General features: G+C 72.8%; 3 protein-coding genes. All 3 read left to right on the top strand.

All coding sequences use genetic code 11. The annotated features are described in order from the left end of the window. On the top strand, positions 1-899 hold an 899-nt coding region (locus tag ACWEN3_RS43465), incomplete at its 5' end, for a nicotinate-nucleotide--dimethylbenzimidazole phosphoribosyltransferase (protein ID WP_452983367.1). Between the two features lie 94 nt (positions 900-993). Next, on the top strand, positions 994-2,790 hold the full coding sequence (locus tag ACWEN3_RS43460; RefSeq protein WP_452983364.1) for a phosphatidylglycerol lysyltransferase domain-containing protein: 1,797 nt from the start codon (positions 994-996) through the stop codon (positions 2,788-2,790). A 21-nt stretch (positions 2,791-2,811) separates the two neighbouring features. Continuing rightward, on the top strand, positions 2,812-3,576 hold the full coding sequence (locus ACWEN3_RS43455) for a hypothetical protein (protein WP_452983361.1): 765 nt from the start codon (positions 2,812-2,814) through the stop codon (positions 3,574-3,576). Positions 3,577-3,664 lie beyond the last annotated feature (88 nt).

Genomic DNA, 3,664 nt, shown 5'->3' with positions numbered 1-3,664 from the left:
GTGCCGCCGTTGACGATCTTGAGCGTGCCGTGGCCGACGGCGTCGAAGAGCTGCCTCATGGAGGCGGCGGCGCCGAGCGGCTGGTGCGGGCGGTACTAGAGGGCGCGAGCCCGGTGGCGGTGCTCGCGCGCCGGCTCGACGTGCCCGTACGGATCGTGGACATGGCCCTGGACTGCCCGGCGGAGACCTTCCCCGAGGACGTCGTACGGCACCGGGTGCGGCGCGGCAGCGGCCGTATCGACATCGAGGACGCGCTCACCCCGGAGGAGGCCGAGGCGGCCCTGCTGGCGGGTGTCGCCGTCGCCGACGAGGAGGCCGACTCGGGTACGGACCTGGTGGTGCTCGGCGACATCAGCGTGGGCGGGACCACCGCGGCGGCGGTGCTGGTCGCCGCGCTGTGCGGCACCGACGCGTCCGTGGTGACCGGACGGGGCGGGCTCGCGATCGACGACCTGACGTGGATGCGCAAGTGCGCGGCGATCCGGGACGCGCTGCGCCGGGCGCGGCCGGTGCTCGGGGACCAGCTGCAGCTGCTGGCGGCGGTGGGCGGGGCGGACCTGGCGGCGATGACCGGGTTCCTGCTCCAGTGCGCGGTCCGCAAGCTGCCGGTGATCCTGGACGGCGTGGTGGCCTCCGCGTGCGCGCTGGTCGGGCAGCGGGTCGCCTTCCGGGCACCGGACTGGTGGCTGGCCGGGCACGACAGCGGGGAGCCGGGGCAGGCGAAGGCGCTGGACCGGATGGCGCTGGAGCCGCTCCTCGAGCAGGGGGTGAAGGTCGGCGAGGGCCTGGGCGCGCTGCTGGCCCTGCCGCTGGTGCGGGCCGCCGCCGCGCTGTCCGCCGAGCTTCCCGAGAGGGAGCCGGAGGCGGAGCCCGGCAAGGAGCCGGAGGAGAAGGAGTAGCCGCCCGGGCAAGTTGTGCGGTGATGGTGGGACCACCGGCCACCGCGGCCGGATAAGTGCGGTTCACCAGGGCATCCCCCATATGATCCCGACCATGGGAGATGCCCGAATTGCCGTGCCGCAGCGAGCCGAACCGGGGCGCCCGAGCGAGGAGGAGCGGCGGTCGACCGGGGCTTCCCGGCGAGCCGCCGCCTTCGCCGTCTGGTACCTGCGGACGGTCGCCTTCATCAACTTCCTCAGCGCGGTCTGGGTCTCGCTCTACCAGGACGTGCGCCGGCACAACCAGGACGACTTCTTCACGCCGTACCTGCTGACGGCGGGCTTCGCCTCCGGCGTGTTCACCACCTTCCTGGCGATCACCATGCGGCGCCGCAAGCGGGCCGCGTGGATCCTCAACCTCGTGCTCAGCGGGGCCTTCCTGGCCCTGTTCGCGTTCGCCATGGCGTTCCCGGAGATCCGGCGGTACGCGCAGAACTGGGTCTCGCTGGTGCTGACGGCCGGGTTCGTCGGGGCGCTGCTCGTCGGCCGCCGGGAGTTCTACGCCAAGGGCGACCGGTCCAACCCGCGGCTCGCCGCGACCGTGGCCGTGGGCGGCGGGCTGGTCGCGAGCCTGCTGGCCGGACTGCTGGTGACGGTCACCAACCAGGCGCCGGACGCGCACCGTTCGACCTTCCTGGAGCGCTGGCACTACGGCGCCCTGCGGCTGGTGTCGGTGGCCGCCGACGAGAACCGGTTCCCCGGCATCTCCCCGCCCAACTGGGCCAACGTCACCGTCAACGTGCTGAGCACGGTCCTCGTCCTCGCCGTGTTCTACGCCGCCTTCCGCTCCCGGCGTGCCGTCGACCCGCTCACCGAGGACGACGAGAAGCGGCTGCGGGCACTGCTGGAGCGGCACGGCGAACGGGACTCGCTGGGCTACTTCGCGCTGCGCCGGGAGAAGAGCGTGGTGTGGTCGCCGACCGGGAAGGCGGCCGTGGCCTATCGCGTGGTCGGCGGGGTGAGCCTCGCCTCCGGTGACCCGATCGGGGATCCGGAGGCCTGGCCGGGGGCGATCGCGCCGTGGCTCGCCAAGGCGCGGGCCCACGGCTGGATCCCGGCGGTGATGGGGGCGGGCGAGGAGGCGGGGACCGTCTACGCCCGGCACGGCCTGGACGCCCTCGAACTCGGTGACGAGGCGCTCGTGGAGGTCGCCGACTTCACCCTGGACGGGCGGGCGATGCGGACCGTCCGGCAGGCGTACAACCGGGTGAAGCGGGTCGGCTACGAGGTGCGCATCCGGCGCCACCAGGACATCCCGGTGGCCGAGATGGCGTCCCTCGTCGAGCGCGCGGACGATTGGCGGGACGGGGCGACCGAGCGCGGGTTCAGCATGGCGCTCGGCCGGCTCGGGGATCCCGAGGACGGCCGGTGCGTGATGCTGGAATGCACGGACGCCGAGGGCAGGCTGCGCGCGCTGCTGTCCTTCGTGCCGTGGGGGCCGCAGGGACTGTCGCTGGATCTGATGCGGCGGGACCGGGACTCCGACAACGGGCTGATGGAATTCATGGTCATCGAACTGCTGCGCCGTTCCGACGAGATCGGGATCACTCAGGTCTCGCTCAACTTCGCGATGTTCAGGTCGGTCTTCGAACGTGGCGCGCGCCTCGGCGCCGGTCCGGTGCTGAGGCTGTGGCGGTCGCTGCTCAGCTTCTTCTCCCGCTGGTGGCAGATCGAGTCGCTGTACCGCGCCAACGCCAAGTACCGGCCCATCTGGGAACCGCGGTTCCTGCTCTTCGAGAAGAGCGCGGACCTGCTGCGCATCGGCCTCGCGTCGGCCCGCGCGGAGGGCTTCCTGGAAGCGCCGGGACTGCCGAAGTGGCTGCACCGCAGGCACCTCGGCACCCACAGATAGCCGCACGGTGAGGAACACTGGATGAACAGGCTCGCCCGCTGGGCCCGCGCCGAGTGGGGGCTGCTGTACGTCACGGTGCGCGAGCCCCTGCTGAAGCTGCGCCTGGCGGCGGTGCCGATGACCGTCGCGACGGTGTGCCTCACCGCCCTGCTCCAGTACGTGCAGAACCGGTCCTGGGGTTACCAGCTGGTGGAGAACCTCGGGGCCGTACGGGCCCAGGACCCGCTGTGGCTGGCGCTGCTGCGCACTCCCCTGTCGCTGTTCGTGCCCGCGCTCGACCTGCCGGTGTGGGGGGCGCTGGCGCAGATCCTGTGCGTGTTCGGGATCGCCGAGGCGTGCCTGGGCTGGTGGCGGACGCTCGGCATCGCGTACGTCGCCACGCTCGCCGGGACGCTCTACGCGCGGATCGGCATCACCCTCGGCCAGCACGCCCCGTTCGGGCTGCCGTGGACGGACGCGCAGGTGGTGGACACCGGCCCGTCGGCGGCCGTGGTGGGGCTCGCCGTGTTCGTCGCCTGGCGGTACGGCGCCTATCTGACGGCGGGCGCGGTGACCCTGGCCATGGTCGCGGAGGTGCTGGTCAAGGAGAACCTCGCGGGCAAGGAGCATCTGGCGGCGCTGATGGCCGTGGGGGTGCTGTGCCTCGGGGTGGCGGTGCGGTTCCGCTACGGGCACCAGCTGCGGCAGCGGCTGCGCCGGGCGTACGGCCGGGGCACGCGCGTGATTCACCGGCGGCCGGGCAGCCGCACCGGGCCCGGGTCGGGCTTGCCGCCGATCCAGTCCTGAAGGGCGCGGCGGGGAAACGGACCCTCGTCCAGTACGGCACCTGTGCGTTCGTACTCGCCGTGGTGGCCGTTCTCGTCCTGGTCAGGAC

The organism is Streptomyces sp. NPDC004561 (assembly GCF_053602155.1).
This window is presented reverse-complemented; position numbering and strand designations above follow the sequence as displayed.